Here is a 6,568-nt window from a genome sequence, read left to right as displayed (position 1 = left end):
GCCTTACCAGCTGATTACTCCCAAAAGGGTGACGGTCGTTTTCTCGTTATTAGAAAAAATATTACGCAAATATTTCGCATCAAAATAACATTCTCCTCGACGTCCGCATCTGGCACAGAGCGGACATTCATATTCATCTCCCTTTCTCTCTATCGACCCACCGCCACTCTCAGGTATGAAGGCGTTTATCACCATGTTCAGAAAAGCGATGGGCAGCGCGCCCCGCCCATTACTTTGCCGAACGGAAAAACAGCGGCCGTTAACCCGGCCCCTCGCTCCCCGCCGCCAGCAGCGGCACCACCACGTCGCTGATGGGCACCGCAATGCCGTGTTTGCGGCCGTAGCGCTGGATCACGCCGTTGCGGATATCCCACTCCATCGGGCGATCCGCCTGACGGTCAGCGAGAATCGACGTACCCAAATCCACTGGCGCGCGCTGAAAGTTCGCCAGAATCTCCTGCGCCACGTCATCGGCCAGCTTCGCCCCTTCGGCGCGGGCGACAGTAAGCCCCTCGCGCAGGTAGGCCAGCGCAAGCTCGCTGATATCCTCGCGCCTGAACATCCCGGCGCGGCGGTTAGCGAGCACCATGAGCCCGGCGACCGCGTTTTGCAGCAGCTTGCGCCAGGCGACGGTGGGGAAATCAGCCGAGAGTTCAACTTCACAGCGCGTACCGCGAAGCGCCTCCACCACCCGCTGCGCCTGCGGCACGTCCGGCAGCGTCAGGCGCGGCTTCGCCCGTAGCCAGACGGAGGCATCCGGCTCGCGCTGCGCCGGGAACCAGACCACCGACGGCAGCACCGTTGCGCCACTGACCCAAGGCTCAAGCTGCGCCTTCTGCTCTACGCCATTTTGCAGCGCGCAGACCACGGTATTTTCATCGCAAAGGGCGCGCAGCCACCCGGCGCTGTCGGCATTTTGCGTCGTTTTTACCGCGATAAACACAAGGTCAACGGGGCGCGTGATGGCCGTCGGATCGGTGAATACCGGACCGGGCACCACCGTTTCCCCCTCGTCGTGACGCAGGCGTAATTCCGGATGCGCGGTGCGTCCGCAGAGCAGCGGCGTGCGGCCAGCGTCATGCAGCACCGCGGCAATGGTGGTGCCAATCGCACCGGGACCAATCAGCGCAATGGTTGGATAGTCAGACATGAGTCACTCCCCTTTTGCTAAGCCTGCTATCAGTTATACCACCCTGAGGCGAGCGCGCCACACCCGTTGTCTATACTCAACATTCACAGACAACGGAGTGCGCCATGCCTTTACCTGATTTTAAATCCTCTGAACCGTTCACCCTTGGCATCGAGCTCGAACTGCAGGTGGTTAACCCGCCGGGGTACGATCTCAGCCAGGACTCCTCCGCGCTCATCGCCGCCGTCAAAGACGACATCAAAGGCGGTGAAGTCAAACACGACATCACCGAAAGCATGCTCGAAATCGCCACCGGCGTGTGTCAGACCATCGATCAGGCGGCGGCGCAGTTCTCGGTGATGCAGCAGAGCATCCTGCGCGCGGCGGCGGAGCAGCACATTCAGATCTGCGGCGGGGGGACGCATCCGTTCCAGAAATGGCAGCGTCAGGAGGTGTGCGACGATGAGCGCTATAACGTCACGCTGGAGCGCTTTGGCTACCTGATTTTGCAGGCGACGGTGTTCGGCCAGCACGTGCACGTCGGCTGCCGGACCGGGGATGACGCGATTTACCTGCTGCACGGCCTGTCGCGCTTCGTGCCGCATTTTATCGCCCTGGCGGCCGCCTCGCCGTACATGCAGGGCACGGACACGAAGTTCTCCTCGTCGCGGCTCAACATCTTCTCCGGGTTCCCGGATAACGGACAGATGCCGTGGGTCAACAGCTGGCAGGAGTTCGAAGGGCTGTTCCGCCGCCTGAGCGCCACCAGCATGATCGACAGCATCAAAGATCTGCACTGGGATATTCGCCCCAGCCCGCATTTTGGCACCGTGGAGGTGCGGGTGATGGATACGCCGCTGACGCTCGGCCACGCGATTAACATCGCCGGGCTGATTCAGGCCACGTCGCACTGGCTGCTGACCACGCGGCCGTATAAGCATCAGGAAAAGGATTTTCTGCTCTACCGTTTTAACCGTTTTCAGGCGTGTCGCTACGGGCTGGAGGGGATCCTGACGGACGTGCACACCGGCGAGCACAAAACCGTGGCGGAAGATATCGCCTGGCTGCTGGAGCAGGTGGCGCCGTCGGCCGAGAAGCTCGGCGCGACAAGCGCAATCAATGAAATTGCCCTGCTGTTAAAGCAGGGCAAGAGCGAGGCGCAGCGCATGCGGGACTTTATCGCCGACGGCGGCTCGCTGATTTCTCTGGTGCAGAAGCACTGCGAGCTGTGGGCGACGAGTCCGTAAGGCCGTGACCCCACTCCCGCAGGCGCTGGAACAGCACGAACAGGGCCGGGATGAACAGAATCCCCACCACGGTCGCTACCAGCATGCCGCTGAAGACCGTGGTGCCGATGATGCGGCGGCTCTGGGCGCCTGCGCCGGTCGCCAGCATCATCGGCAAAACGCCGATAATGAACGACACGGCGGTCATCATCACCGCCCGGAAGCGGCGCGAGGCCCCTTCCCGCGCGGCATCGACAATCGCCATTCCGTCCATACGCCGTGCGCGGGCGAACTCGACGATAAGAATCGCGTTCTTGGCCGCTAACGCGATCAGCAATACCAGACCAATCTGCACGTACACGTCGTTGGCGTATCCGGCCATCCACAGCCAGACCAGCGCCCCGCCGATGGCAAACAGCACCGAGAGCATCACGCTTGCGGGGAGCGTCCAGCTCTCGTACTGGGCGACGAGGAACAGCCATGCCATCACCACCGCCGCCAGCACGATCCAGATCGCCTGATTGCCGGTCTGCTGCTCCTGGTACGACATGCCGCTCCAGGCGTAGTCGTAGCCAGCCGGCAGGCTTTCCGCCAGGATCTCACCCATCGCCGCCATCGCGGTGCTGCTGCTCACCCCAGCCGCTGCCGAGCCGCTCACCGACACGGACGGGAACTGGTTGTACTGCTGCAGGAACGGCGCGCCGACCGTCGGTGTGATGGTGACGAGGTTGCTCAGGCGCACCCGCTCGCCGCTGTTGCTGCGCACGAACAGCTCGCTGATCTGCTCTGCGCGCTCGCGCCACTGCATCTCGTTCTGCATCACCACGTGGTAGACGCGGTTGTTGATGCTGAAATCCCCGGCGCGCGTGCCGCCAAAGGCGGTTTGCAGGCTGCTGAAGATGCGCGACACCGGCACGTCAAGACGGGCGGCGCGCTCGCGGTCAACGGTCAGCGTCAGCTGCGGCACGTTGCTACTCCAGGTGGTAAACACGCGGCTCAGCTGCGGGTGCTGGTTGGCTTTCGCCAGCACCTCGCGGGTGACGCGCTCCAGCTCCGCCGGGCTCTGCCCCGCCTGGGCCTGGATGCGCAGGTCAAAGCCGGAGGCGTTGCCCAGCCCCGGCAGCGTCGGCGGCGCGAAGGTCATGATGGTCGCTTCCGGCAGGGCCAGCAGCTGGCGCTGCAGGGTGCCCATCACCTCCTCCAGCGGCGGACGCGCGCTCCAGTCCTTCAGCATGATGGAGATAAACCCGCCGTTGGAGGCGCTGGTGCCGTTGAGGATGTTAAATCCGGAGACCTGAATGACGTCCTCCACCGCCGGATTTTGGGCGATCAGCTCCCGCGCGGTGGTCATCACCGCTTCGGTGCGCTCCAGCGAAGCCGCTTCCGGCAGCTGAACGCTGGCGAAGAAGTAGCCCTGGTCCTCCTGCGGCAGGAAGCCTTTTGGCATCGACATAAAGCTGAACAGCACGACTGCCGCCGCGCCTGCGGTGGCAAGCAGCGCCAGCCACGGACGCAGGTTTAAGACATGCACGAGGCGGGTGTAGAAACAGCGCGTGGCATCCAGCCCGCGGTTGAAGGCGCGATAAATGGCCGCAGGTTTCTCCGGGCGCGGACGCAGCAGCATCGCGCACAGCGCGGGCGTCAGGGTCAGCGCCACCAGGCTTGAGAGCGTCACGGCGGTGGAGAGCGTCACCGCGAACTGGCGGTAGAGTTCGCCGACAATCCCCGGCAGCAGCGCCACCGGCACAAATACCGCCAGCAGCACCAGCGTCGTCGCAATCACCGGCCCGGCAATCTGGCGCAGCGCCAGCGCGGTTGCCGCCGTGCGGCTCTGCCCTTCCGCCATCAGCGTTTCAACGCTCTCCACCACCACGATGGCGTCATCCACCACCATGGTCAGCGCCAGAATAATGGCAAACAGGCTGAGGGTGTTGGCGGAGTAGCCCAGCGTGTAGAGCACCGCGAAGGTGCCCACCAGCGACACCGGAATGGCGAGGGCGACAATCAGCGTCGCGCGCCAGCTCTGCAGGAACAGGGAAACGACCACCACCACCGCCAGCATCGTCAGTGCCAGCGAGACGCCGATCTCTTTAATGGTCGCGGCGACAAAAGAGGTGGTGTCGAATTTCACCTCATAAACCAGGTCGTCCGGGAAGCGCGTTGAGAGGCGTTCCAGCTCCGCGCGTACCGCATCGGCGACGCGCAGGGCGTTGGCGGACGGCGTCGGGTAGATACCCAAATAGGCGGAGTCGTGCCCGTTCAGCTGCGCGCCGGAGCTGTAGCTGCGCGAGCCGAGCTCGATGGTGGCGACGTCCTTCAGGCGCACCAGCTGGCCCATCTCCCCGGCGCGGATGATGATGTCGGCAAACTCTTCGGCCTGGCTTAAGCGCCCCAGCCCGTTGATGGTCAGGATCTGCTGCTGGCCGTTAAACACCGGCGGGGTGCCCACCTGACCCGCAGCGCCCTGTACGTTCTGCTCACGCAGCGCCTGCGCCACGTCATCGGTGGTGACGTTCAGGGCGTTCATGCGGTCCGGGCGCAGCCAGATGCGCATGCTGTAGTCGCGCGCGCCGAACATCTGCACCTGCCCCACGCCGGGCAGACGCGACAGCGCCTCGCGCACCTGGGTGCTGGCATAATTGCTGACGAACAACGGCGTGTGGGTGTTATTCGGTGAGTAAAGACTTACCCCCATCATCAGGTTGGTGGCCCGCTTGCGCACCTGCACGCCGTTTTGCTGCGCCTCGGTCGGCAGCTGCGCCACGGCCTGCGCCACGCGGTTTTGCACATCGATGGCCGCGAGATCCGGATCGGTGCCCGCCGCAAAGGTAATGTTCAGGCTGTAAGTGCCTTCGTCCGAACTGGTGGACTCCATGTAAAGCATATGGTCCACGCCGTTCAGCTGCGTCTCCAGCGGCGTGGCGATGGCCTCCGCCACGTCAGCGGAGCTGGCACCGGGCCAGCTGGCAGAGACGTTCACCACCGGCGGCGTGATCTGCGGGTACTGCTCCACCGGGATAATCCTCAGCGCAATGGCCCCCAGCAGGGTGATGACCAGCGCAATCACCATCGCGAAGCGCGGGCGTTTGATGAAAAACGTCAGCATGATGGCTCCTTAATTCAGTATCTGGACAGCAGCGCCTGGCTGCACGCGCTGCGCGCCGTCAGTAATCGCTCGCTCACCGGGCTTCACGCCAGAGGTGATCTGGAACTGCTGGCTAATCTGACCAGCCACGTTCAGCGGGCGCATTTCGACGTTGCCGTCGGCATTAACGACCCAGGCAAAGTAGCCGTCGCCGTTCTGCTGGACCGCGGCGGCAGGCAGGGTCAGCACCGGCTGTTCGCTTGCCGGGCGCAAAAACACGTTCACATTGCCGCCGGGCAGCAGCTGATGGCGGGGATTGGCAAACTCGGCGCGCAGCATCACGCTGGCGGTACGCGGGTCAACGCGGTTATCCACTGATGTCAGCTCGCCGCTGACGCGCTGGCCGTTGCTGTCGATCAGCGCCTGCCAGGCACGCTTCATGGCGTTGATATCCGCATGCTGTCCGGCTTTGGCGGCAAACGCCCCCTCCTCCAGCGCAAAGGCGATGCGGATCGGGTCAAGCTGCACCACCTCCACCAACACGCCGCTGGCAGGATTCACCAGGCTGCCTACGTGGAAGCTGCTGTGCCCCACGCGGCCGTCAATCGGCGAGGTGATGCGGGTGTAGCTCAGGGTGACGTTGCGGGCTTCGAGCCGGGCCTTCGCCTGCTCGAGAGCAGCACTGGCGACGTCGCGCTGCATGCGGGCGTTGTCCACGTCGTGACGGCTGATGGCGTTGCTGCTGCCGAGACTTTCAAAGCGGGAAAGCTGCTGCTGCGCCTGGCGCAGCGTGGCTTCGGCGCTTTTCACTTCGGCCTGCGCCAGGCGCAGGGCGGCGCGCGGCTCGGCGTCGTCCAGCTCAAACAGCACGTCGCCTTTTTTCACGTACTGCCCGTCGCGGAAGTGGATTTTGGCAATCGCGCCTTCCGTTCGCGCCCGTAGCTCAACGGTGTGAATAGCTTCGATGCGCCCCGGGATCTGGCGCTCGGCGGCGTGGGCGGTTTGCTCCACGGTGGCGACGCGAACGGGAATGGCGGCGAATGCGGGTTGCAGGGTACTGACAAGAAGTGCTAACAGGACCGGGAGTTTCATGGGAGTACCTCAGCGTTGTTTCTCCCCTCACCCCGG

The 6,568-nt window shown here is 63.8% G+C and carries 4 protein-coding genes; 1 reads left to right on the top strand and 3 read right to left on the bottom strand.

Annotated elements, in window-relative coordinates; translation table 11 throughout:
- Window positions 1-259: 259 nt before the first annotated feature.
- On the bottom strand, window positions 260-1,150 hold the full coding sequence (locus tag F3J31_RS18470; RefSeq protein ID WP_167214606.1) for an oxidoreductase: 891 nt from the start codon (window positions 1,148-1,150) through the stop codon (window positions 260-262).
- A 104-nt stretch (window positions 1,151-1,254) separates the two neighbouring features.
- Between F3J31_RS18470 and F3J31_RS18465 the strand changes: the two genes are divergently transcribed.
- Window positions 1,255-2,376, top strand: a complete 1,122-nt coding sequence (locus F3J31_RS18465) for a YbdK family carboxylate-amine ligase (RefSeq protein WP_045416563.1) — start codon at window positions 1,255-1,257, stop codon at window positions 2,374-2,376.
- Here F3J31_RS18465 and F3J31_RS18460 read toward each other — a convergent pair.
- Together F3J31_RS18460 and F3J31_RS18455 are read right to left on the bottom strand one after the other, a co-directional pair.
- Entirely contained in the window at window positions 2,306-5,461 is a 3,156-nt protein-coding gene (locus F3J31_RS18460) for an efflux RND transporter permease subunit (RefSeq protein ID WP_167214604.1), read from the bottom strand. The genes F3J31_RS18465 and F3J31_RS18460 overlap by 71 nt on opposite strands.
- Window positions 5,462-5,470: 9 nt before the next feature.
- Entirely contained in the window at window positions 5,471-6,532 is a 1,062-nt protein-coding gene (locus F3J31_RS18455; RefSeq protein ID WP_167214601.1) for an efflux RND transporter periplasmic adaptor subunit, read from the bottom strand.
- Window positions 6,533-6,568: the final 36 nt, after the last annotated feature.

Origin of the sequence: Enterobacter sp. Acro-832 (assembly GCF_011752745.1) — a bacterium.
Classification (GTDB): domain Bacteria; phylum Pseudomonadota; class Gammaproteobacteria; order Enterobacterales; family Enterobacteriaceae; genus Enterobacter; species Enterobacter quasiroggenkampii.
This window is presented reverse-complemented; position numbering and strand designations above follow the sequence as displayed.